18 protein-coding genes and 2 pseudogenes are annotated in these 22,072 nt (G+C 72.4%); 13 read left to right on the forward strand and 7 right to left on the reverse strand.

Annotated features, from left to right (window positions below; translation table 11 throughout):
* Positions 1-162: 162 nt before the first annotated feature.
* On the reverse strand, positions 163-786 hold the full coding sequence (locus tag ACFYW3_RS27910) for a hypothetical protein (RefSeq protein ID WP_351757728.1): 624 nt from the start codon (positions 784-786) through the stop codon (positions 163-165).
* A gap of 170 nt (positions 787-956) precedes the next feature.
* On the opposite strand from ACFYW3_RS27910, the gene ACFYW3_RS27915 reads away from it, so the two are divergent.
* The gene (locus ACFYW3_RS27915) at positions 957-1,235 is read left to right on the forward strand and encodes a GlsB/YeaQ/YmgE family stress response membrane protein (RefSeq protein ID WP_351757726.1); all 279 of its coding nucleotides are present in this window, start codon (positions 957-959) and stop codon (positions 1,233-1,235) included.
* A gap of 1,252 nt (positions 1,236-2,487) precedes the next feature.
* The gene (locus ACFYW3_RS27920) at positions 2,488-4,143 is read left to right on the forward strand and encodes a sigma-70 family RNA polymerase sigma factor (RefSeq protein ID WP_389387704.1); all 1,656 of its coding nucleotides are present in this window, start codon (positions 2,488-2,490) and stop codon (positions 4,141-4,143) included.
* A 70-nt stretch (positions 4,144-4,213) separates the two neighbouring features.
* Here ACFYW3_RS27920 and ACFYW3_RS27925 read toward each other — a convergent pair whose 3' ends face one another.
* The 3 genes and pseudogenes from ACFYW3_RS27925 to ACFYW3_RS27935 all read right to left on the reverse strand — a co-directional run.
* Positions 4,214-4,756, reverse strand: coding sequence for an SMI1/KNR4 family protein (locus ACFYW3_RS27925; protein WP_351757719.1), 543 nt, complete (start codon positions 4,754-4,756; stop codon positions 4,214-4,216).
* A 107-nt stretch (positions 4,757-4,863) separates the two neighbouring features.
* Positions 4,864-5,007, reverse strand: coding sequence for a hypothetical protein (locus tag ACFYW3_RS27930; RefSeq protein ID WP_389387705.1), 144 nt, complete (start codon positions 5,005-5,007; stop codon positions 4,864-4,866).
* A 29-nt stretch (positions 5,008-5,036) separates the two neighbouring features.
* Positions 5,037-5,315: pseudogene (locus ACFYW3_RS27935) on the reverse strand (DUF6545 domain-containing protein); the annotation flags it as partial.
* Positions 5,316-6,031: 716 nt separating this feature from the next.
* On the opposite strand from ACFYW3_RS27935, the gene ACFYW3_RS27940 reads away from it, so the two are divergent.
* From ACFYW3_RS27940 to ACFYW3_RS27950, 3 genes and pseudogenes are all read left to right on the forward strand, one after another.
* Positions 6,032-6,793, forward strand: a complete 762-nt coding sequence (locus ACFYW3_RS27940; RefSeq protein WP_389387706.1) for a hypothetical protein — start codon at positions 6,032-6,034, stop codon at positions 6,791-6,793.
* A gap of 67 nt (positions 6,794-6,860) precedes the next feature.
* Positions 6,861-7,073, forward strand: a pseudogene (locus ACFYW3_RS27945) (FG-GAP-like repeat-containing protein); the annotation flags it as partial.
* Positions 7,074-7,201: 128 nt separating this feature from the next.
* Positions 7,202-8,020 carry a hypothetical protein gene (locus tag ACFYW3_RS27950; RefSeq protein WP_389387707.1) on the forward strand — a complete coding sequence of 273 codons (819 nt, stop codon included), beginning with the start codon at positions 7,202-7,204 and terminating at the stop codon, positions 8,018-8,020.
* Positions 8,021-8,082: 62 nt separating this feature from the next.
* On the opposite strand, the gene ACFYW3_RS27955 is transcribed toward ACFYW3_RS27950, so the two are convergent.
* The gene (locus ACFYW3_RS27955) at positions 8,083-9,009 is read right to left on the reverse strand and encodes a zinc-binding alcohol dehydrogenase family protein (RefSeq protein ID WP_389387708.1); all 927 of its coding nucleotides are present in this window, start codon (positions 9,007-9,009) and stop codon (positions 8,083-8,085) included.
* A 141-nt stretch (positions 9,010-9,150) separates the two neighbouring features.
* On the opposite strand from ACFYW3_RS27955, the gene ACFYW3_RS27960 reads away from it, so the two are divergent.
* Positions 9,151-9,588, forward strand: coding sequence for a MarR family winged helix-turn-helix transcriptional regulator (locus ACFYW3_RS27960; protein ID WP_351757706.1), 438 nt, complete (start codon positions 9,151-9,153; stop codon positions 9,586-9,588).
* A gap of 135 nt (positions 9,589-9,723) precedes the next feature.
* Here the strand turns inward: ACFYW3_RS27960 and ACFYW3_RS27965 are convergent, their stop codons facing one another.
* Complete coding sequence (locus tag ACFYW3_RS27965; protein ID WP_351757703.1) at positions 9,724-10,338, reverse strand: DUF4328 domain-containing protein; 615 nt, start codon at positions 10,336-10,338, stop codon at positions 9,724-9,726.
* Between the two features lie 171 nt (positions 10,339-10,509).
* Between ACFYW3_RS27965 and ACFYW3_RS27970 the strand changes: the two genes are divergently transcribed.
* Positions 10,510-10,806 carry a hypothetical protein gene (locus ACFYW3_RS27970; protein ID WP_389387709.1) on the forward strand — a complete coding sequence of 99 codons (297 nt, stop codon included), beginning with the start codon at positions 10,510-10,512 and terminating at the stop codon, positions 10,804-10,806.
* A 257-nt stretch (positions 10,807-11,063) separates the two neighbouring features.
* Entirely contained in the window at positions 11,064-11,684 is a 621-nt protein-coding gene (locus ACFYW3_RS27975; RefSeq protein ID WP_389387710.1) for a hypothetical protein, read from the forward strand.
* Positions 11,685-11,953: 269 nt separating this feature from the next.
* Here the strand turns inward: ACFYW3_RS27975 and ACFYW3_RS27980 are convergent, their stop codons facing one another.
* A complete protein-coding gene (locus ACFYW3_RS27980) occupies positions 11,954-12,604 on the reverse strand; it encodes a TetR/AcrR family transcriptional regulator (protein ID WP_389387711.1) in 651 nt (216 codons plus the stop codon).
* Positions 12,605-12,654: 50 nt separating this feature from the next.
* Between ACFYW3_RS27980 and ACFYW3_RS27985 the strand changes: the two genes are divergently transcribed.
* The 5 genes from ACFYW3_RS27985 to ACFYW3_RS28005 all read left to right on the forward strand — a co-directional run bounded on the left by ACFYW3_RS27985 (position 12,655) and on the right by ACFYW3_RS28005 (position 22,071).
* Positions 12,655-13,515, forward strand: coding sequence for an SDR family oxidoreductase (locus ACFYW3_RS27985; RefSeq protein WP_389387712.1), 861 nt, complete (start codon positions 12,655-12,657; stop codon positions 13,513-13,515).
* A gap of 397 nt (positions 13,516-13,912) precedes the next feature.
* Positions 13,913-15,277 (forward strand): MFS transporter, encoded by a 1,365-nt coding sequence (locus tag ACFYW3_RS27990; protein ID WP_351757690.1) that lies wholly within the window; start codon positions 13,913-13,915, stop codon positions 15,275-15,277.
* An 88-nt stretch (positions 15,278-15,365) separates the two neighbouring features.
* Entirely contained in the window at positions 15,366-16,661 is a 1,296-nt protein-coding gene (locus tag ACFYW3_RS27995) for a condensation domain-containing protein (RefSeq protein ID WP_389387713.1), read from the forward strand.
* Positions 16,662-16,882: 221 nt separating this feature from the next.
* Entirely contained in the window at positions 16,883-20,059 is a 3,177-nt protein-coding gene (locus ACFYW3_RS28000; protein ID WP_389387714.1) for an amino acid adenylation domain-containing protein, read from the forward strand.
* Positions 20,059-22,071, forward strand: a complete 2,013-nt coding sequence (locus ACFYW3_RS28005; protein ID WP_389387715.1) for a non-ribosomal peptide synthetase — start codon at positions 20,059-20,061, stop codon at positions 22,069-22,071. Before ACFYW3_RS28000 ends, ACFYW3_RS28005 begins: the two co-directional genes overlap by 1 nt.
* Position 22,072: the final 1 nt, after the last annotated feature.

A 22,072-nucleotide genomic window follows, 5' to 3' on the forward strand; every position in this document is an offset into this window, starting at 1 on the left:
TCGGGGACATCGTGCAATGGTCGGACTGGGAGGTTCCGTGTCGGACGCGTCCTTGAGCGCCCCGACTTGGCGATGCGCAGGACTGCGTCGCGCGCGGCCTCGCCGACACGGCGGAGGAACTCGGCGGCGAGTGAGGCACGCCGGAGTCGGTACGAGGACACGTCAGCCGCAGTCGACGCGGTGGACTCCTTCCATGACCGGATCGGTCGTGCTGCCGCGGAGCGCCAAGGTGCCGTCCTGCGGGCCCCACCGCAGCTCGTACGTGCCCCTGGCGATGGGGCGATAGGCGTCGTCGGCCCACCAGGAACCCGCCGGCCGCCAGGCGATGCCGGTCCGGCCCACCGCGTACACGTCGCCGTTCCCGATGACCAGGAACGACGTCTCCCGCACGACGGCTCTGCAACCGTGCGGGCCCGTGGGGTGGAGCACGTGGTACTCCGCACCGACGTCGCCCAACACGCCGAACACACTGCCCAGTACGGCCACGACCACCGCCAGACCCCTCAGGAACGGTGGCAGAGCCATATGACGCCCTGTCTTGCGCCCATCCTCCGAGCGGCGCCGTCCATCCTCCGAGAGGCGCCGTACGGCGGCGACTCCCATGAGGACCAGCGACACGAGGAGCAGGGCCGCGCTCACCGCCCAACTCGGGATGACCCGCCCCGCGACGAGGAGCAACATGTTGCTCCAGCCCGCGGCGCAGGAGAGGAGCAGGCACCCCGCGGTGATGAGCGGGTACAGGGCTGGTCGCGGCACTCGGCGGGTACGGCACTGCTCTGTTTCCATCAGCGCACCCTATGGCGTGACCCTGCGTCATGAGGGCTCGGTCCGGTCCGAGCCACCGAAGCCACTTCCCGCCCACGCGGAACGATCAAGAACTCGGGACGTTTGGAAACCTCCGCCCGGTGCAGACGCTCGTTGACACCGGCTTTATTCATCGAGGTAGGAGAAGCGTCATGGGCATCATCGCCTGGATCCTGATCGGACTGCTCGCGGGCTTCATCGCCAAGGCTCTGATGCCGGGCAAGGACCCGGGCGGCGTGATCATCACCATGCTCATCGGCATCGCCGGCGGCCTGCTCGGCGGCTGGCTCGGCAAGGTCGTCTTCGGCGTCGACTCCATCGACGGCTTCTTCGACCTCTCCACCTGGATCGCCGCCATCATCGGCTCCGTCATCCTCCTCGCGGTCTACCGACTCGTCACCGGCAACAACCGTCACCACCGCCACGCCTGAGTGGCACGCCCCCACCGCTGACGGAAACGGCTCCCCCTCCTCGCGAGGGCGGAGCCGTTCCGCGTGTACGGGAGCCTCGTACGGGAGCGACGTACGGGAGCCTCGTACGGGAGCGACGAAGCGCTGCCCCAGGCCGCAACTCCACCGTGCACTTCACCTGCGAGCGTGCCGTCAGGTCACCGCCGTCCCGTCAGGTCACCGCCGTGCTGTCAGGTGACCGCCGTCCCGTCAGGTCGAGATCACGGCACGGTCACCACCTTCAACGGCGTACCCGGCCCAGAATCCGGCCCGGCGGTCCGCGACCAGGTGCGTCAGGTACGTCAGGTACGTCCCATCGGGAAGCGACGCCTGGAGTGGCCGTCGGGGTCGAAGATCTGGCCGGACCGGGAGTTCGGTCCTCCCATTCCGGAGAGGACGAATCCGCCGCCGGGGAGGGCATCGATGGCCATCGCGTCCACGGCCACTCCGTACAGGGGTCGTTCCCGGACCTCACCCGGTCGCTGATGACGACGAGAGCGTCGAAGGAACGCGGCGCCTCCATGATCACACGGTTGCGCCGGGACGCCGAGCCGCTCCCGGCTCGGCGTCCTGACGAGCGGTGCACGCGACCCGACCGGCCCCTCCCGTTCGCCCGCTCCGCCCGCTTCGTTGCCCGAGAGCGAGAGCGAGAGCGCGGACGGCGGCTGTACGGGAAGAGGCCGGGACCGGGCCCGCTCGTACCCGGGCCGGTCGCGACGCGCCTCCCGACCATCCGGGCTTCTCGGACACCGAGTCCGTTCCAGCGGAGCGGAGATCACGCCGTCTTCGCAACAAGCCGGGCATTCCGGTTCGCCTGATCCTCCCGACCGGCTCGGAGGGGTGAGACGCAGAACTCTCCGGAAGGAAAGCCCGGACCGGGGAGCGTCCCCGCTGCGCACGAGCGAGTCGGCCGTGAGGATCATGATCACTTCCAGGGTGCTGTCGCATACCGGCTTTGAGCGTCAACGTGCCTGTACAGCAGGGGTGTTGGTGCCGAGAAGAGGGTCTCGGTGGCCTTGGATCCGGGCCCGTCCGCCCGGCTTCCTCCGTCGATCCGCCCACGGCGACCGCCACCGTCCGCGCGTCACGCCGACGAGCACTCGTTTGCTTGCGGCCCTGCGAGAGTGCACACTTGCGCGAAATTCCGGTACGGGCGCAGCGCCGCACCCTCCTCATGACGGATGTCCCGGGAAGCCGCCTTGCGGGTCATCAGCAAGCCAAACAGGAGCACGTGTTGAGTACACCGGGTACCGCCCGTCAGCAGCATCTCCGAAGCCTCACCGACGGGGAGCTCTGCGCCCTGCTGCGTGGCCACACCTCGGAGTCCGACGCCGAGGTCAGCGACGTGATGGCCGAGGTGTTCACGCGGCACCATGCCTCGGTGCTCGCCTACGCGCGTAGCTGCTGCCGGGACCTGTCCACCGCCCAGGACCTCGCCGCCGAGGCCTTCGCCCGTACCTACCGGGCCGTCGCCTGGGGTGCCGGACCCGAGTACGCCTGGCGGCCGTACCTGTTGGTCTGCGTGCGCCGCCTGGCGGCCGCACGGGCGCGGGAGAGCGCCCGTACGCGGCTGTCCGACGACTTCGAGGAATGGGCCGCGCAGCTCGCGGACGACCAGGACGCCGAGGAGAGCGTCTTCTCGGCGGAAGAGGGGTCGCTGGTCCTGCGGGCCTACCGGTCGCTGCCTGAGCGCTGGCAGGCCGTGCTGTGGCACGCCGTCGTCGAGCACGAGCCGGCGGCGGAGACCGCCGGACGCCTCGGAATCTCGGCGGGCGGCGTCGGCTCGCTGGTCGCGCGTGCACGGGAAGGTCTGAGGGAGGCGTACTTGCGCGCCCACCTCGACCAGAGCGCGAGCGACGAGTGCCGGCACTACGGCGGGCAGATCGCCGCCATGCTCCGTCGGCCGGGCAAGCGCCGCACCCGGGACCTGGGCCGCCACCTCCAGGGGTGCGCCGACTGCGCGCGGGCCGAGCGCGACCTGCGCGACGTCAACGGCCGCCTGGGTGTGCTGCTGCTGGGCGGAATCCTGCTGTGGAAACCCGCCTCCTTCCTGGCGACCCTGGGCGAGAACGGCGCCCACCTCGCCGCGGGAGCGGGAACGCTGAACGGGACCCAGCTCGCCGGAGCCAAGATCAGTGCCGCGAAGTGGGCCACGGCGGTGGCCGTGGTGGGAACGACGGCCACCGTGGTCGCCCTGCTGCCGGCCGAGGCCGAGAACAACCGGTCCGATCAGGTCGCCGTACCCGCCAGAACGGCCGCGGCCCCCGGAGGCCCGCTTCCGGCCGTGACACCCTTCGTGGCCATCGGCACGCCCGCGTCGGCGTCGGCCACCTCCGCCTCCGCCTCCACCTCCGCGACACCCGGCCCCTCCGCCTCGACCTCCGCTGCCTCCTCGGCCACCACCAAGCCGACCTCGGCATCACCCTCGACGGGTCCCGCCGGCGACGCCCTGGTCAACGTGGGCTCGGGGCTGTGCGTCGGCGTTGGCGGCGGCCGTTCCGACGGCCGTGTGCAGCTTGAGAAGTGCACCGGCAAAGCCTCCCAGGGATGGCAGCGGCTGCCCGCCTGGAGGAACACCCACCAACTCCGGAACGCCGACACCGGCACCTGCCTCGACGGAACCTCCGGCGGCGGGAACCTCGTCGAGGTCACCCTTCGCCCCTGCCGGAGCGGCGCGGACCGCGCCACCCAGCTCTGGCGGTTCGAACCGGACGCGCGGTCCGGCGCGTACCACGTCTGGTTCGTGCCGAGGGTCGCGCACAGCGACTACTCCGACCACCTGCTGGGCCCCCGCAACTGGCCGAAGGCCGACCCGCCGCGCCCGGGCTCGGACATGGCGCACCTGCCCAACTACTACAACTCGGTCAACCTCCTCTTCTCCCTGCGCTGAGCCCGCGCCCGCTCCTCGGGAACGGGTCCCACCGCCGACACGGTCTGTAGGCGGTGGGAGCGACCTGAACTCACCACAGGCCGGAGCCGGGACGGAACTCGTGAGGTCCCTCCATCGGGAAGTCGTAGAACATCTCGGACTCGGTGTCGCCGGTGAGGAGGATGGACCGCAGGAACTCGGAGCACGACTGGGCGTGGAACTCCCATTCGCGCCCGCGGCCCTCCTTGAGCATGACCGTCCACTGTTCGGGTTCCTGGCCGGGGCGGGCGTGCCAGTACAGGCAGTCACCGTTCTCGGTCACGGCCCAGGCGATGATGCGGGAGCCTGACTCGTCCAGTCGGGCGGGCCGGGGTTCCCCGCCCTGCCAGAGCCGTTGCCTGGCCTCGGCGAGGTCGCGGTTCTGCGTCACCAGGTCGTAGTGCGTGCGGGGGCAGTCGGGCTCGAGTATCCAGATGGCATCGTCGAAGAGACCGCCTCCGTAGAGATCGACGAGCTCCTTGTAGTCGCTCGGCAGTGCGGTTCCGAGGAGGTCCTCGACACGTGCCCAGTCGTGGGCCCGAGGGGCATTGGACGGTGGGACGGATCGAACGAGATGGGCGAGGGAAGGGTTCACGGCCGGCCTCTCAGCGTGGGATTGCGCGGAATCAATGGTGGCCGTCGCGGGCCCCGTGGTCTGTCTCCGGGTGTCCTGCGTTGCCGGCGTTCGCCGGCCGAGGGCGCTCACGGGGCGGTCGCGCGGTCGCGCTCCGGCCGCGCGGCGGGGGTTGAGGCGAAGGCTCGGGAGACCTGGACCAGCCACCGCACATCGGTGGAGAGGTCCAGGTCGCCCGGGTTCATCACCGACGCGGGTGAGGCGTTGTCCACCCGGCCCCCCGTTCCGTCCCGGCCGTCCGTTACGTCACCCCCGCCTGTTCCACCACGCCTGTTCCACCACACCCGTCCCTCCCGTCCGTCTCGTTCCGCCCGCTCCTTCCGTCATGCCCGGGCCGCCCCGCGAGGGCGGCCGCCATGCGCGCCGCCTCCCACCGCGCCCGCTCCTCGACGCTCCCCTCCGGCCCCGGGGCGGAGGGGAGCCCGGGGGTGACCTGCCCGCCCAGGGCCAGACAGCCGTCCCTGATCTCGATCACCCGCCGGTGCAGGCGGAACCGCAGGTCCCACAGGGCCAAGAGGTCGCTGCGGGACGTCGATCGCGTCGGCGAAGGCGTCGAAGCCGACCTTCACGTGGTGCCGGTCCTCGAAGGCGCCCTTGCGGTCCGGGAAGTACGGATACGGCTCGGTGGACTGCTTGTTCACACCGGCCATCGGGAAGCTCGGCGTCTCGACGGAACCGGCCGCGCGGGCGAGCCGCCCCGGCCCCTGGACATCCTTGGCCCGCTGCTCCGTCCCGGCCGCGGCACGGGCCCGGTCGGCCCCCGCCGGATCGCCGGAAGCGAAGGCCGTACCGGCCGTGGCGGCCATCGCGGCGGTGACGGCAGTGGCGGCGAAGACGCCCAGGAGCGCACGCCGACGTCGTTGTGTGAACAGGTGGATTCCCCCTGTGATGTGCGTGGCGGCACAGGTCGGTTGCCGACGGTGATCAAAAGCTTCACACGAGGCACTGGCACGACTCATCGAGTCTTCCGTCGACCGTCATCGGGCGATGTCGAGGGCCTCATACCGACCGTGATCGCTCACGCCCGACCCGAAGGAACCCGGAGAGTGGCGCGCGTCACTCCGGCGGCCTTGAGGTCTGGGCATCCGGACGCCTGGGCCGGCGGTGAGCGTGGGGGAGAAGTGTGCCGTTTCGCTTCGAGGCGCGGCCGTGCGGGCCGGGAGGTGAGTGGTCGGGCGATCCGTGTCTGCCCGTCATCGGTCCGACCGGTGTCCGAACCTCTGACAGACTTGGTCGATGGTCGCCGGAATCCATCCACCCCCGCCCGTAGTCTGCGAGGTCCCGGACGGGCTCGGCATCATCGAGGTCACCGGGGACGCCGCGGCCGGCCTGCTGGTGCTCGCCGGTGATCCCGTACTGCTGGAGGGCAACGACGGCTGCGGCAGCGTCGGTTGGCTGGCCGTCCGCGCGGGAGTCGACGCACCCGGGATCGGCGAGGTCAAGGCCCTCACCGAGTGGCTGGGCTGCCCGGACCTCAAGGTGGATCCCGTCACCGGCCACCACCTGCCCCCCGACCCACAGCGGCTCCGCCCGCTGCTGACGCTCCTGGCGCCGGGCCGGTACGTGATGACCGTCCAGACGGCTCCGCACGAACTGCGCACGGTCCACCCCCGCGGCCACGCGATCGAGCAGTGGTACGCGGAGGAGGACCTCGCGCTGCTCACCACGGACCACTGGCCCCCGCGCCACGAGGCCGTCGTACGGGATTACGCGCGGCGGATCAGGAGCGGCGGCCTGCCCGTGCTGGTCGCGCTGCGTCCGAGTCCCGCCGGCCTGGTGGGGTACCTCCTCGACGGACACCACAAGTTGGCCGCCTACCAGCGGGCCGGGGTCAGCCCCCTGATCCTCTGGCTGACCCCGCAACAGCCGAAGCCCTTCCGGCACGAGGACTACGAGCGAGCCCGCGAGGCCTTCCCGGCCGGCCACGCGGATCGCGAACGGCGTTCGCTGGAAAGGGTGTTGGCGTACATTCGCGACGAGGCCCGCCGTTCGGCCTGACGGGGTGAGGTGGCTCGGCTCCCTCATCGCCGTACGGCCCGACTCCACGGACACGCAAGGGTTGCTCGTGGACTTGGACCTTGTCGGCACCCAGGTACTGATCACCTCGGGCGATCTGGACGGCAACGGCATGTCGGAACTCCTCATCGTGAGGACCGACGGCACGCTCAAGCTCTTCGTCGACGTCAACAACGACCCGTATCAAGCGGCTTGGAGCAGCACGGGCTGGAACATCCACAACAAGATCTTCGCAGCGGGCGACCTGTCGGGCGACGGCAAGAACGACATTCTCGCCCGCACCTACGGCGGCGACCTTTACCTGTTCCCGGGCACCGGCGACCCCAAGGCGCCGTTCGCGCACGGATCAAGGCGCCCGGCGTCTGGTCCGACTTCGACCAGATCATCGGGGTGGCCGACGCCGACGCCGACGCCGACGCCGACGGCATCGGCGACGTCTACGTCTACGTCCGCAACAGGACCGACGACCTGGTCTTCTTGGCCGGCACGGGCAATGCCGCGCAGCCGTTCAAAGCCGGTGTCGAGTTGGGCGCGGGCCGGCACACGTGCAACCAGCTCCTGAGCGCCGACGACCGGGACGGCGACGGACCGTCCGACCTCCTCGCCCGGACCTTGAACGGCGACCGCTACCTCTACCGGGCCATCGGCCAGGGCCGCTTCGCGGACCCGGTGCTCCACCGGTCGGGCTGGGCGGGAGCCGACGTGCTCGCGGGGGCGGGCGGTCGGCCCGACTTCGGGAAGAGGCACCTCATCGGCCGCGACGCCGACGGGCGGACCTGGAGCCGCAGGGCCCGGAACAACGGGCAGTTCTCGACCCCCACGAACGACGGGCTTGAGAAGGACACCATCGGCTGCGCCACCTCGCTCGACGGCTCGGGCATCGTCACCAAGCTGCGCCCGAGCGGTGGCAGGCTCCTGACGGAAGGCCGCCTCCACCGGGCCGGGGACCTCGGCGTCGGCTGGGACGCCTACACCTCCGTCACCGGTCCCGGCGACGTGACCGGTGACGGTCACGGAGACCTGCTCGCCCGCGACAAGACCGGCGTCCCGTGGATCTACCCCGGCGACGGGTACGCCCAGAAGGTCGGCGACCCCATCCGGGTCGGCGACGGCTGGAACGCGTACGACAAGATCCTCGGTTCCGGTGACGCAACGGGGGCGGTCGAGTCGACGTCCCATCCGCCCCGGCGGCGACGTGTGCACGGGTGAGGGCCGGGTCACGATCAGCCGACGGGTGGCGAGACCGGCACGAACGCGCCCGGGCACGACGGTCAGGTCGTGTGCAGCAGGACCCTGCCGAGGTTTCTGCGGGATTCGATCAGCTCGACAGCCTTGTCCACCTGATCGAGGGGCAGGGCCTCGTGTGCCGGGCGCAGGCGGCCGGCGGCGTGCAGGTCCCACAGTTCGGCCCTGCGCTGCTCGATCAGTTCGGGTTGCCGGCGGGCGATCAGCCCGATCGAGAGCCCGATGACCGACTTGAGGCCGCCGAGCAGGCTGCCGGCGTCCACGGCGCCGCCACCCGCGCTGAACGCCACGAGCCTGCCGTGGGGGGAGAGGGCGTCCACGCCCCGCTGCACCAGATCGCCGCCGACGCCGTCGAGGACCAGGTCCACCGGGTCTCCCCAGGAGTCCTGCGCGTAGATCACCACCTCGTCGGCGCCGCATCCACGCACGAAGTCGGCCTTGTCCGCTGACCTGACGGCCGCGACCACGCGGCTCGCACCCAGAGCCTTGGCCAACTGCACGGCCAAGTGCCCGGCGCCGCTCGCCGCCGCGGTGACCAGGACGGACTCGCCCTCCTCGAAGCGTCCCGCACGCAGCGCGCTCAGCGCGACCAGGCCGCCGCGAACCAGCGCCAGCGCGTCGGCTGCGGTCACCTGCGGCGGGACGGCGGTGACCATGGCCGGGACGGCGAGCACCGACTGGGCGTGGACACCCTCGAAGGCCACCCCGCCCACCCGGTCGCCGACCCGGAAGCCCTCCACGCCCGCTCCCAGCGCGGCGACCCGGCCCACCATCTCGCCCCCGGGCTCGGCAGTCGGCTCCGTGCCCGCGCGCAGCGCCCTGACCAGGCCCAGGCTCACGCCCACGACCTCGGTGTTCACCAGCAGTTGCCCGGGGCCCGGTACGGGAGTGGCCACCTCGTCGATCCTGAAGGGCTCGACGGTGTCCTGCGGCTGGAACCTGATCTTGCGCATGTGCGCCTCCCCCTGCTGCGATCCGCGACGGCGATCCGGCGCGGCGGTCCGGCGCGGCGATCCGCGGCCGCAATCCGTTGGTCGACCCAACGATAGGACGAATTCATTGGGAGGTCCAATGAATTCGGCTAGGCTGACTCCATGGACACCACCCCCGCGCCACTCAGTCGCTTGCGGACCCTGCCGAGCTGGTTGCTGGGCCGCGCCGCGGCCCGCGGGCACAGCCTGGTCAGCGGGCAACTGGCCGAGGAGGGCGTGCGGATGCAGCATCACGCCGTACTGTGCGGCATCGCCGAACTCGGCCCCATCGCGCAAGCCGAGTTGTCACGCACCGTCCGGATCGACCCCAAGGACATGGTCACGGTGCTCAACGAGCTGCAAGCCAAGAAGCTGATCAGCCGCACCCGGGATCCCCGCGATGCCCGCAAGAACGCGCTCGCGCTCACCGCGGCCGGCCGGAGGTTGTTGCGCAGGCTGGAGGAGCTGGGTGACCAGGCCAATGAGGCCCTGCTCGCCCCGCTGGCCCCGGCCGAACGAGAGCAACTGCGGGCGCTGCTCACCCGTCTGATCGTGGAGTAGACGGAACAGACGGAACAGGCGCAGCAGACGGATCGGGCGGGAAGGGTGGAGGGGGGTGGAGAAGGACGCTCAGGCGCGCACCGCCCCGAAGTTCATCACCGGCGGCCGCGTCGCGCACAAGCCCGGCCGGAGTGCTCAGCGGCTGCCGCCGCCCGTCGCGGGGTTCAGCAGACGTGTCAGCCGGACGGCGAAGTACGCCGCCGAGGCCGCAGCGACGATGTTCAGTGCCGCTGCCGCCATCCCCAGGTTCACCGCGTCGAGGAGCGAGTCGAGGTCCTCGGCACGCCGGTAGCCCAGGTTCGCGCACCAGCCGAGCAGGACCGATCCGGTGAAGGAGCCCCACCAGAGGTTCACCGGCCAGAAGGAGACGCCGGTCGGGCCTGCGGACGGCTTCGCCCGGGTGCCGGCGCTCCACATGTCGACGGCGATGCGGTACGGCATCCAGAGGAAGGCGACGGGTACGAACCAGGCCCCGATCGCCCAGCCCGGTCCCTTTCCGAACTGGTCGGGGGCCAGTGAGCCGGCGTTGCGACGCATCCGGTGGAACCAGGTGATGAGGACGGCCGCACACGCCGCGAGTCCGACCACGTGGATCTGGTCGTAGACCAGGAACAGGTGGTCGGCCCGGTCCAACCGGTCCTCGGAGACGAAGGCGAAGCCCCCGTCCGTCTCCACATCGGCGTGCAGTCGGGCGCCGATGTACAGCGAGAAGAGGTCCCCGGCGGCGACGGCCGCCAGCAGGAAGCACACCCCCGCGAGCAGACCGCGCGAAGCACCCGGCGATCGTACGGGAATGGGCGGGCGTGGACGGAGAACGCCGGATGAGGACATGACGGTGGAACCCCCACGGGCAGGCAAGCGTAAGTGGCCCGCAGATGTGCGTGCAGAGGGGAAAGTACGCCAGAGCGGACCCATCCGTCCATGAGGAATCCCCGGGTCCGGTCGGCGTGCTCGCCGGGAACAGGACCATCTACCTCAGCACCGCTTTCTTCACGCTGCTCGTCCGCCCTCGCCTCAGCGGCGCTGATCGGCCTGTGCGCGCACCACTGGCTCGCCACGCCCATCCGAGCCGTCGCCTACACCGGCGAGCACGACGACACCGCGGACATGCTCCACGTCGCCCTGGTCGGAGCCGGGCTCATGGCCGTCCTCGTCTGGCTCTGGGGTGCCGGGGCCGCCGCACGACTGGCCCACGCCTGGCGCCCCTCGGCAGACTGACACGCGTCCTCGCCCGGAGCCTGTCGTGCGCATCGACGTGTGCGTGCGTCATCGTTGGTGAAGGGCGGCCCGCGCGGTCCAAGGGCCGGCCGCCGCGCTGCTCGCACCCCGGACCATGTCGCTGATCGTCCACCTCTTCCCCGCCGGGCGCCGGGGGCCGGGCCGACCGGACGGGGCCCACGAGGTGGGCTACTCAGGCGGTCTTTGAGTACGCCTGCTCATGATCCGTGCGCCCGCCGCTCCCTATCGTGACCTGCATGGACACGGATCAGACCCCCACCAGTACCCCGACCGGCACCCCGACCTCGGACAGCCCGCGGGGGTTCAACGGCTGCGCGATCGCCGTCGTCATCCTCACCGGCCTCGTCGTTCTGGGTGCCTGGGCACTGGCCGAGTTCGAGAAGGGCTTCGACGGTTACGGTCAGTTGGAGCAGAGCGGCCCTTCCGGATCCGTGGCGGACCCTCTCGGCCCGGGCGCGACCGCGCGGTACGAGGACGGCCTGAAGGTGACCGTCAGTCGGCCGCGCGCGGAGTCCGACGGTTCCTACAGCCTCACGGTGACCTACGACAACGACACGGACGAAGAACTCCGCCCCGGCGGGGAGTCATTGGACTCCGCCGTGTCCGAATCCGGCCTCGCACCCCTGGTGGTCCGCGCGGGCGAGTCGCTCGACGACTGCGTCTCCGAATACAGCGTGACCTGGTCGAACCGGCGGGAGGCCGCCGCCGCCCTCATGCCACCGCTGGGCACGGAGAAGAAACGAACCGTGCCGGTCCGCGTCAAGCCGAGCAGGAAGGGGATCCCGGTCACGGTGGAAGTCGACCCGCCGACCGCGGACTTCCGGGAGACGGCGCACTTCCAGTTCACCCTGGACTGACGGACCGGTGGACGTGGGCCCGGCGGAGGTCGACGCCCTGCCCCGTGGAGCCGTCAGGGCGCCACAACGGGGCGAACGTTTCGGTACCCGCCGCGCGGTACCCGCCCCGTTCACGAGTCGTGGTTCCGGCTCACTTTCCGACTTTCCGTGGAGGGCCGACCGACCGTGATGCCATGTGCTCGCGAGACCGGCTGGTCGGACCAGAGGTGAGGGGCCCCGGCTCCCCCGCGAGGGGCGCGGAGTGTGCCCTCGTCGGGGCGCGGGCGATGTCAGGTCGCCTCGCCGGCGTCCGCGACCATGCGGACGAGGGTGTCGACGAGCTCGTCGGCGGTGGTGCGCAACATGCCCGTGCCGATGTGGCCGCTGAGCTCCATGTCCGCGATGCCGTGCGTGCCGGCGAGCAACAGGGTGCCGTAGTGCCGTGCGTTCGGCTCCCCGACGAGTTCGGCGACGAGGGGCAGGAACTCGTCCTGGAAGCGCCCGGCGGCACGGACGCGGTCCGCCGCCGGGTCGCCCGCGGGTGTGCACAGCCGACGCCGGACGTGATCGAGCCCCTCGTCGAGGTCTTCGGGGCGTTGTCCGGGGCGCCTGAACAACATCTGGTACAGGTGCGGTTGGTCCCGGCCGACGCCGATGAGGGTGCGCAGAGCGCCGCCCAGCTTGTCTGATGCCGGCAGGGCCGGATCGGTCCGCAGGGCGTGGACCTGGTCGGCGATCCGTTCCCAGCCTTCGGTCGCGAGGGCGGTCAGCAGGCTGTCCTTGCCGGTGAAGTGCCGGTACGGCGCTCCCCGGCTCACACCTGCCCGAGCGCCCACCTCGCGCAGGGTGACGGCCTCGGGGCCCCCGAGATCGAGGAGGTCGGCGGCCGCGTCGAGCAGAGCGCGGCGGGTGAGGGCGGCGGACTCCGCACGAGTGGGCATGACCCCATCCTACAGTTGACAGTGTCATCTGAACCGGTACGGTGGTTGAGGTGACAACGTCATCTGAAACTTCGAAGCTGATCGTCGTGACCGGAGCCTCCACGGGTATGGGCGCGTCAGCCGCCCGTGAACTGGCCCGCAGGGGATTCCACGTCCTGGCCGGCGTGCGACGCGACCGGGACGCCGACGCCATCCGGTCGACCGGCATCGAGCCGGTCATCCTCGACATCACCGAGTCCGAGCAGGTGGAGGCACTCGCCGCACGGGTCGCCGGCGACCGTCGCGCACTGCACGCGCTCGTCAACAACGCCGGCATCCAGGTGAACGCCCCGGTCGAAGCCCTGCCGTTGCCCGAGTGGCGGCGGGTGTTCGAAGTCAACCTGTTCGGCCACATCGCCGTCACCCAGGCGCTCCTGCCCGCGCTGCTGCGCGGCAAGGGGCGTGTGGTCAACATCAGTTCGATCGGCGGCAAGTACGCCATGGCCACCTACGGCGCTTACGCCGGCGCGAAGTTCGCCCTGGAGGCGGTCAGCGACTCACTGCGCCGGGAGGTCGCGCCGCTGGGCGTACAGGTGGTCGTGGTCGAGCCCGGCGGCGTCCGCACGGAGATCGCCGCCCGCGGGATCGCGACGGCGAACGACCTGGCCGCCCGGATGACGCCGGAGCAGGACGAGCGTTACGGGAACCTGGTCCGGGCGAACAACGCGTTGATGGCCGCGGGCACCGCGTCGGGCCTGACCGCCGACGCCGCCGCCCTGGTCATCGCGAAGGCGGTGACGGCGCGCAGGCCCCGCACCCGCTACACCGCCGGTCGGGACGCCGCCCTGATCATGCGCCTGGGTCCGATGCTGTCCGACCGGATGCTCGACCGCGTCCTCGCCGCCAACCTCCGCCGTCACCAGCCGAAGTGAGCCGCCGTCGGCCCTCGGGTCGAGTCTCCCGTGACGGGGGTGTGAGGTCCGCCGCCATGCCGGCGGTGTCGACGTCATACGGCGTTGATCGACGACACGTGACGTTCATAGCGGATGGAATGGATGATTCCGTAGCGGCGTGATCACAGATGAGCCTTTTCGGTCAGGATTGGACTGATCACTCAGCGTAAGGTGCGCCGTTCGGTCGTTCCTCGCACCCGCCGCCTCCCCTTGCCCCACCTGTCCCGGGTCCGAGCGTGACCGACAGGAATTCACGCGGCCGTACCCCGGGTAGGGCGAAAGATTTCCCGAGTTGCCCCCATGGTGACGCAAAAGAAGTCCGAAACTGACAGGGTTGCTTTGACTCCTGATCGGTGGGTCGGTGAATGTCGATCGCATGTCCGAAACATCCCGAGCCGCCGCCGGTGGCCCCATGCGTGTGCGCGACTTCCGGCTGCTGCTCGCGGGAGCCGCCACCGGGCAGCTCGGTGCCCAGGTGACGCTCGTGGCACTGCCCCTCGTGGCCGTCCTCGAACTCGACGCCCCCGCCTTCCAGGTGGGCCTTCTGACCGCCGCGGAGACCGCCGCCTTCCTGCTCGTCGGATTGCCCGCCGGGGCACTCGTCGACCGCATGCGCAAGCGGGCCCTGATGATCCGCGCGGACCTGGTCCGCGCCGTGGCCATGGCGAGCATCCCCGCCGCCGCGCTCGCCCACGCCCTGACCATGGCCCAGCTCTACGTCGTCGCGCTCGTGATCGGCGTGGCGACCGTGTTCTTCGACGTCGCCCATCAGAGCTACCTGCCGCAGATCCTGCCCCGTGACCAACTCGTGGCCGGCAACGGCGCCTTGGAGACGGTCCGTTCCACCGCCCAGGTGACCGGCCCCGGCGTCGGCGGCGGACTGGTACAGCTCGTCGGAGCCCACCTCGCCGTCGTCGCCGACGCCATCGGCTACCTGCTCTCCGCCCTGTTCCTCATGCGCGTCAAGCAGCCCGAGGAAACACCCGAGCCCGCCGCCGGGGCCTCCCTGCGCAAGGAGATCGCCGAAGGCGTCCGCTTCGTCTTCGGCCATCCGCTGCTCCGTGTCATCGCCCTCACCACCGGCCTCGCCAACCTCTGCACCGCCGTCCTCATGGCGACACAGACCGTGCACCTCGTCCGCGTGGTCGGGTTGAAGCCCGGCGGGCTCGGGCTGGTGCTGTCCGCCTCCGCCGTCGGAGGGCTTCTGGGCGCCCTGTGCGCCGGACGCCTCGCGGCCCGGCTGGGGCAGGCCCGGGTCATCCTCCTGTCCGTCCTGGTGACCGGCCCGTTCGCCCTGCTGTGGCCGCTGTCCGGGCACGGCGTCTCCGGGGCGGCCCTCTTCGCCGCCGGATCGGCGGTCGTCTCCTTCGGCGCCGTCGTCTACAACATCGCCCAGGTCAGCTTCCGCCAAGGGCTGTGCCCACCACGCCTGCTCGGCCGGATGAACGCCACCCTGCGCTTCCTCATGTGGGGCACCCTGCCGCTCGGCGCGCTCCTCGGCGGCGCCCTCGCCCAGTCCCACGGGTCGCGTACGGCCCTCGCCTGGTGCGCCGTCGGCATCCTCGCCGTACCGCTGCCGCTGCTGCTCTCCCCGCTGCGCCGGATGCGGGACCTGCCCGCCCCGCAGGACGACACCGTGGGGACTCCCGGTCCGCGGGACGACGCCGGCGCCGGCGACGAGACGGCGCGGGAGAACACCGCCGCCGGCGACGAACGCCAGGCCCCCGCGCCCACCCGCTGACCACCCGTACCGCACGCGGGACCACCCGCGCCGCCACACCCTTCCGCGCGACCGCGACCGCGACCGCGGCCTCGACAGAGAGAACCACGTGCTCAGCATCACGAGTCAGTACCTGGCCCGTTACCGGCGTCTCACCGCCGCCGGCGACCGGTCCGACGTCCTGCTGCCCGTCACCGGAGCACAGCGCCGCTTCCTCCTGGTGCGTTCGCTGGATCCGTCGGGCCGCCCCGACCTGGTACCGATGTTCTTCGCCTTCCCGTACGGGACCATCGACCCCGAACGCCTGCGGGCAGCGGCCCACAGGCTCGCCGCACGGCACACCGCCCTGCGCGCGCGGCCCGCCGTCGTGCGCGGCACTCCCGTCCTTCGCGTCGCCGATCCGGACGTCGGCCTGACCCGGCCGACCCCGATGCCGGGGGAGCGGCCCGCCGACACGCTCCGGCGCGCGGCGGCCTCGTGGGACGCACAGGGTTCCCCCCTGCGCCTCTTCCTCGTACGCGACGAGGAGCGCGAGGAGGACGTCCTCGCCATCGTCCTGGACCACGCCGTCTGCGACGGCCGCTCGCTGGCACGGATCGTCGACGAACTCGGCGCCGCGTACCGCGAGGAGACCACCGCGTCCCGCGTCGCACCGGGGGAGACGGAAGCCGAACTCACCGCCTACCGGGACACGGTCCTGCGCCAACTCGCCGCCGAGGAAAGGGCGGAGACGCCCGAGGCGGCCGCGTACTGGGCGGACCGGCTGCGTACGCTCCGCGCCCACGCCCCGTCACCCCGGCCGGCACGCGTGCCCGACGGCGCGTTGCCCAGCGGCGTCGCGCAGATCAGGCTGCCCGCACACGACGGCGGCGTACCCTTCCCCGGACTGCTCGACGCCTGCCGCGCCGCGGCCCGCGAGCTGTACGGCCCGGACCTCGCGGTCCCGCTCGGCTACCCGTGGGGCGGTCGTCCCCCGGGAGCCGAGCCGGTCATCGGCTGCTTCCTCAACACCGTCGTCTTCCCCGCCGACACCGGAAGAGCACCCGACCCGGAGGCTACGGCCGACGCGTGGTGGGACGACCTCGACCGGGCCGACGCGCCCTTCGACGCGGTCGTGGCCGCCGTGCGGGCCGCCGGCTCGGACTGGACCGGCGGCCTCGACGGACTGCTCACCGTGGACGACGACAGCCGCCGCCCACTCCTCGAACTGGCCGGGGTCGAGGGACGGGAGGTCCACGTCGACGGCAGACCCGTCCGCGGTCCCTTCGCCGTCTCCGTCACCCAGGGAGCGGAGATCCGGCTGCGGATGGTGTGGGACCGCGCGGTGCTCGACGACACCGCCGCGCACCGGGCGTTCGACGCGCTCACCCACGCGCTGCGCCCCTCCGAGCACACCGCGCTCTGACCCCGCGGCCGCGACCCCGGCCCCTGCGGGCATCACCGCCCCGCACCCCGCACCGCCCTACACCACCGCGCGTCCCACACCACCGCGCACCCCGAGTTTCCCCCCATGGCATCCCCCCACGCCCGAAACGGCACCGCGCGACCCGCGAAGCCGCCCGCACGACCACCGGACACAACCGTGACCGGCACCGGAAACCGACCCGACAACCTCAGGGATCGCCCATGCTTCCCCTCTCCTCCTCGCAGGAGATCGTCTGGCTGCACGAACAGATGCAGCCCGGCAGTCGCGCCTACAACTTCACCGCCGCGCTGGACCTGTGGGGCCCGCTCGACGCCGAGGCGCTGCGGCTGGGACTCGCCGCCACCCTGGCACGCCACCCCGGCCTGCGCCTCGAACTCGTCGCCTCCACCGGGTCCGTACCGGGGCAGCGGGTCGCGCCGCAGTGTCCGCCGAGGCTGCGCACGATCGACCTCGGTACGGAGAAGGACCCCGAGGCGGCGTTCGCCGATCTCCTGCGCGCCGAGGCCGAGACACCGCTCGACACCTTCGAGGCGCCGCTGATCCGCTGGACGCTCGTGCGGCTCGCCGAGCGCCATCACCGGCTGGTCCACGTCGAGCACCACCTGATCCACGACGGCCACTCCTTCGCGATCCTGCTCGACGACGTCTTCCGCGTCTACCGCGCCCACGTCCTCGGCGAGACCCCGGAGCTCCCGCCCGCCTCGTCGTACGCGGACCATGTCCGGGCTCAGGCCGAGACCTCGTACGCCCCCGAATCGCTGGACTTCTGGCGGACCGAACTCGCCGATCAGCCCCACGACCTGCCGCTGCCCGGTCTCGTCCGCCCCGGCGCCCGCCGCCGGCACAACGGCGGCCAGCTTCGCCAGACCATCGGCGCCGATCTCGCCGAACGCCTGCGCGGCCACACCCGTGCGCGCGGCCTCACCCCGTTCGCCACGCTCCTCGGGCTGTTCGCCGAACTCCTGCGCCGGCACAGCGGCCGCTCCCGGATGGTCATCGGCACCGCCGTCGGCAACCGCCCCCTCGGCTACGAGGACGCCGTGGGCATGTTCGTCAACACCATCCCGCTGCCCATCTCCCTGGACGGCGCCGTCTCCGCCCAGGAGACCATGTACGACGTCACCGACACCCTCATCCGGGCCCTGCCGCACCAGGACGTGCCGGTCCAGGAACTGACCCGGGCGCTCGGCATGCACACCTCCGGCGCCGACAACCCGCTGTTCTCCGTCATGTTCAGCGCCCACGACGCACCGCTGCCCGAGATCGACGTACCCGGTCTCGACATCACCCTCTTCGAGGGGTTCAACACCGGCACCACCCGCTTCGACCTCGACGTGGTGCTGCTCCCCGACGACCGGCGCGGCGTCACCCCGCGCCACGGCTCGCCCGGCATGACCCTGGTCTGGGACTACGACGCGGACCTCCTCGGCGAGGACGTCGCCCGGCTGCTCGCGGGCCGCTTCCTGGACCTGCTGCGCGCCTACCTCGACAGCCCCGGGAGCCCGCTCGCCGACCTCGCACCGACCGCCGTGGCACCGGCCGCCGAGCCCGTGCCCGTGCCGAGCGACCGCGATCCGCTGGACCCCGTGGCCGCGCACCACCCCTCGCTGCCGGCCCTGTTGTGCGGCGCGCGCCGTCTCACCTACGGCGAACTCGACGACCGCGTCGGCTCGCTCGCCGAGCGGCTGCGCGCCGCCGGTGTGACGCCCGGCCGGCCGGTGGCCGCGGTCCTGCCCCGGGGCACCGACTCGGTCGTCGCCCTGCTCGCGTGCCTGCGCACCGGCGCCGTCTACTGCCCGCTGTCCCCCTCCGACCCGCCGGCCCGCCTCGGACTCCTGCTGGAACGGCTCGCCCCCGCCCTGGTCCTCACCGGCGACGGCGCCCCGGTCCTGCCGGAAGCACTGCCGATCGCCCGGATCGACGCCCCGGCACTGCCCGCCGCGCGCGAGGGCGCCCTGCTGCCCGACACCGCGTACGTCATCCACACCTCCGGCTCCACCGGCACGCCGAAGCCCGTCGCCGTCGGCCACGCGGCGCTGACGCACCACATGACGGCGGCCGCCGACCGGTTCGGCCTCGTCACCTCGGACCGGGTCCTGATGTTCGCCCAGCCGTCCTTCGACGTCGCCCTGGAGGAGGTGCTGCCGACCCTGCACGCCGGGGCGTGCCTGGTCCTGCCCGAGCGCGAGGTGCCCACGGGCGCGGAACTCGCCGAACTGCTCGCGTCCGCCCGCGTCACCGTCGCCAACCTGCCCACCAGCTACTTCCTCGCCACCCGCGAGGACCTGCGTCCCGCACTGCGCGACGCGAGCTGGACGCCCAGGCTCCTGGTCCTCGGCGGCGAACGCCTTCCCGTGGAAGCCCTGCGCGGCGTCCTCGCCGACACCGACGCCACCGTGCTCAACGTGTACGGAGTCACGGAGGCGGCCATCAGCTCCACCGTCCACGAGGTCTCCCGCGACGCCCTCGCCGAGGGCGCCGAGATCCCCCTGGGCACCGAACTCCCGGGCGAGCGGGTCCTCGTCCTGGACGCCCACCACCGCCCCCTGCCGGCCGGCGCCGTCGGTGAACTCGCCGTCGCCGGACCCGGCCTCGCCGAGGGCTACCCGGGCAACGCGGAGGTGACGGCCGCCCGGTTCATCGCCGTCGACGCACTCGACGGGGAGCGCGTCTACCTCACCGGCGACCTCGGCTACCGAGGTCTGGACGGGCTGCTGTACTTCCTCGGGCGACGCGACAACCAGATCAAGTTGCGCGGTCACCGCATCGAGCTGGAGGAGATCGAGGCGGCGGCGTCCGCGGTGCTCGGCGGCCGGTCCTGCGCCGTCGTACTGGACCGGGAGACAACGGGCGGGCCCAGGCTCGTCGGCTTCCTCGAAGACGGCGCCGACGGCGCGGACTTCGACGAGAAGGCGCTGCACGCCGAGCTGAGCCTGCGCCTGCCCGGCCCGCTCGTACCCGCCCGGTGGGCACGGCTGGAGACCATGCCGACCCTCGCCGGCGGCAAGCCCGACCGTACGGCCCTGTCCCGCCGGGCGGCGGCGCTCGACCCCGACGACACCGCGACGACCGGGGCCGGGGCCGACGCCGACGCCGAAACCGGTTCCGAACCCGGGCCCGCGACCGCCGCCGTGTCCGACGACCCGATGACGGCGCTGCTCGCGGAAGGCTGGCGCGAGGTCCTCGGCCACAGCCGTTTCGACGCCCGCTCCCACTTCTTCCACAGCGGGGGCCACTCCCTGCTCGCCGCCGAACTGGCCGCCTGGCTGGAGCCCCGGTTGGGCACGCGCCCGCCGCTGAAGGTGCTCTTCCGCAACCCCGTGCTCGCCGACCAGGCCGACGCCCTCGCCACCACCACCCTTTCCACGGAGTCGTGATGACCCAGTCCCCGACCCTTCCCGTCGCCCCCGCCACGCCCGTCGACACCGGCCTCGCCACCGCGCACGACACCGGCACCGGCCTTGCCACCGCGCACGACACCGACACCGACACCGGCCTCGCCACCGCGCACGACACCGACACCGACACCGACACCGACACCGGCACCGGCACCGGCACCGTGCCGAGCGTCGCCCACGGCCCCGCCGCCGAACCGACCGGTGTGCTGGCCCGCTTCGAGGAGCAGGCCCGGCGGGACCCGCAGGCCCCGGCCGTGATCGACGGAACGCGGACCTGGACGTACCAGGACCTCGACGCGGCGGCCGTGCGGGTCGCCGCCGCCCTGGGCGACCGCGTACGGCCCGGTGACCTGGTCGGCGTGTGCCTCGACCGCTCCACCGCCCTGGTGGTCACCGCCGTCGCGCTCGCCCGGATCGGCGCCGTCTACCTGCCGCTCGGCCCCCGCCCCGGCGAACGCCGCACCCAGGCCGTCACCGAGGACCTCGACGTCGCCTGCCTCATCGGCGACCCCGCCGTCCTGCCCGAGGAACACCGGAGCGGGGAGCACACCCCGCTGCCGCTGCCCACCGACGGTGTCAACGCCCCCGCCACCGCCGTGGCCGCCTTCGCCGGCTCCGGCCGCGGCACCCGGCGCGCACCCGAAGGCGCCCTGTACGCCGTCCTCACCTCCGGCTCCACCGGCCGCCCCAAGGCGGTCGCCGTGGCCGAGGCCTCGCTGTCCGTCGCCCTGGAGTGGTACCGGGCCGAGACCGGCCTGGCGCCGGGCGACCGGCAGTCCCTGCTCATCGGTGTCGCCTTCGACCCGCACCTGCTGGAACTGTGGGCCGGCCTGACCTCGGGCGCCGCCCTCGTCCCGGCCCCGGACGACACCCGCTGGGACTCGCACGTGCTCACGGACTGGTGGCGTGACACCGGCCTCACCCACGCCGTGGCGGCCACTCCCACCATCGAACCGCTCCTGGACCGGCCGTGGCCGCAGGACCTGAGACTGCGTCACCTCGTCGTCGGCGGCGACCGCATGCGCCGCCGCCCCGGCGCCGACGTCACCGCCACCGTCCACAACGCCTACGGCCCCGCGGAAGCCACCGTCGTCACCACCACCCACGCCATGCGCGGCACCGACCCCGAGGCCGGCGACCTGACACCGCCGCCCATCGGCACCGCCCTGCCGGGCGTCACCGTCCTCGTCACCGACGACGAGGGCCGGCCCGTCGCCCGCGGACAGGACGGCGAACTGCGCGTCGGCGGCCACTGCCTGGCGCTCGGCTACCTCGACCCCGAACTCACCGCCGAGCGGTTCGTCGAGCACCCCGCCGCCGGCCGCCTCTACCGCACCGGCGACCGGGTACGGATGAACGCCGACGGCAGCCTGGACTTCCTCGGCCGCCTCGACGACCAGGTGAAGATCAGCGGGGTGCGGATCGAACCGGCCGAGGTGGAAGCCGCCTTCGAGCAGGACCACCGGGTGCGCAGCGCCGTCGTCACCGTGCTGCGCGACAGCTCCGGCCACAGCCGCCTCGTCGCCCACGTACGGCCCGCCGACGGCGCCGAACCCGCGACCGCGGACCTCCTCGCCGCGGTCCGCGCCTGGCTCCCCGAACAGGCCGTCCCCGCCGCCGTACGGATCGTCGACGGCTACCCGCTCGACGCCAACGGCAAGGTGGACCGGGCCGCCCTGGCAGCCCGGGCCCAGGCCACGGATCCCGTGCCGTCCCGCGCCGCCGACCCGGACGACCTCGCCGACGCCACCGCCACCGAGCGGCTCGTGCTGACGTCCGTGCGCGATCTCCTCGGCCGCCCCGGCACCGGCCTCGGCGACCACTTCACCGACGCCGGTGGCACCTCCGTCGTCGCCGCGCGGCTGCTCGCGATCGTCGAACGCGAGACCGGAGTACGCCCGCGCGCCCACGAGCTGCTGCTCAGCACCGACCTGCGGGCCTTCGCGGCCCTCCTCGACCAGCGCCGGACCCCGCGCCCGGAAGGAGCCTGAC

Source organism: Streptomyces sp. NPDC002602 (assembly GCF_042889445.1).
Classification (GTDB): domain Bacteria; phylum Actinomycetota; class Actinomycetes; order Streptomycetales; family Streptomycetaceae; genus Streptomyces.

Bases quoted from the DNA above. Each gene is read 5' to 3' on its own strand.
- ACFYW3_RS27940 (WP_389387706.1), top strand. From the start codon at position 6,032: ATGGTCGCCGGAATCCATCCACCCCCGCCCGTAGTCTGCGAGGTCCCG.
- ACFYW3_RS27990 (WP_351757690.1), top strand. From the start codon at position 13,913: ATGTCCGAAACATCCCGAGCCGCCGCCGGTGGCCCCATGCGTGTGCGC.
- ACFYW3_RS28005 (WP_389387715.1), top strand. From the start codon at position 20,059: ATGACCCAGTCCCCGACCCTTCCCGTCGCCCCCGCCACGCCCGTCGAC.
- ACFYW3_RS27910 (WP_351757728.1), bottom strand. From the start codon at position 786: ATGGAAACAGAGCAGTGCCGTACCCGCCGAGTGCCGCGACCAGCCCTG.
- ACFYW3_RS27960 (WP_351757706.1), top strand. From the start codon at position 9,151: ATGGACACCACCCCCGCGCCACTCAGTCGCTTGCGGACCCTGCCGAGC.
- ACFYW3_RS27955 (WP_389387708.1), bottom strand. From the start codon at position 9,009: ATGCGCAAGATCAGGTTCCAGCCGCAGGACACCGTCGAGCCCTTCAGG.
- ACFYW3_RS27970 (WP_389387709.1), top strand. From the start codon at position 10,510: ATGAGGAATCCCCGGGTCCGGTCGGCGTGCTCGCCGGGAACAGGACCA.
- ACFYW3_RS27975 (WP_389387710.1), top strand. From the start codon at position 11,064: ATGGACACGGATCAGACCCCCACCAGTACCCCGACCGGCACCCCGACC.
- ACFYW3_RS28000 (WP_389387714.1), top strand. From the start codon at position 16,883: ATGCTTCCCCTCTCCTCCTCGCAGGAGATCGTCTGGCTGCACGAACAG.
- ACFYW3_RS27980 (WP_389387711.1), bottom strand. From the start codon at position 12,604: ATGCCCACTCGTGCGGAGTCCGCCGCCCTCACCCGCCGCGCTCTGCTC.
- ACFYW3_RS27915 (WP_351757726.1), top strand. From the start codon at position 957: ATGGGCATCATCGCCTGGATCCTGATCGGACTGCTCGCGGGCTTCATC.